A 524-nucleotide genomic window follows, 5' to 3' on the forward strand; every position below is an offset into this window, starting at 1 on the left:
GAGGCGGGCTGCTGTGCGTGTGTCATGCGGTACCTGCCGTGGCCAGGCCGGACGGACGGGAGATGGACGGCGTCCACCCGACCTCCGCCAGCAGGTTCTCGATGCGCTCGAAGTCGCTGTCCAGCTCGTCGGCCCCGAGGCCCACCCCGATCTCGTAGGTGACGGCGCGCAGCCGCGGCGCGTGGGCGACCGCCTCCTGGAGCAGGTCGATGACGGCGGGGGTCACGGCGTGGCTGTGTGTGTCCAGGTACCGGTTGTCGAAGGTGGGGTCGATGTAACCCCCCGCCACATGGATCTCCACCACCCGGTCCAGCGGAAGCGAGCGGAGCACGTCCTCGTAGGGCTGTCGCACGGCGACGGCGTACGAGAAGACATGCGCGACGTCCAGCAGCAGGTCGCAGTCGGCGCCGTCGGTGACGCGATGGAAGAACTCGCCGAGGCTCATACGGCCCACGGCGAGGGTGCAGGACGGGATCTCCGGCACGAAGGGGTAACGGCTGACCTCCTGCATGCGGCGTATGCCG

At 69.5% G+C, this 524-nt stretch carries 1 protein-coding gene; it reads right to left on the reverse strand.

The genetic code is table 11. The features are described 5' to 3' along the window. Positions 1-22: 22 nt before the first annotated feature. Positions 23-524: multinuclear nonheme iron-dependent oxidase (locus IE178_RS35435; RefSeq protein WP_193515124.1), on the reverse strand; the 502-nt coding region annotated here is incomplete at its 5' end.

Origin of the sequence: Streptomyces griseoloalbus, from assembly GCA_014650015.1 — a bacterium.
Lineage (GTDB): Bacteria > Actinomycetota > Actinomycetes > Streptomycetales > Streptomycetaceae > Streptomyces > Streptomyces griseoloalbus.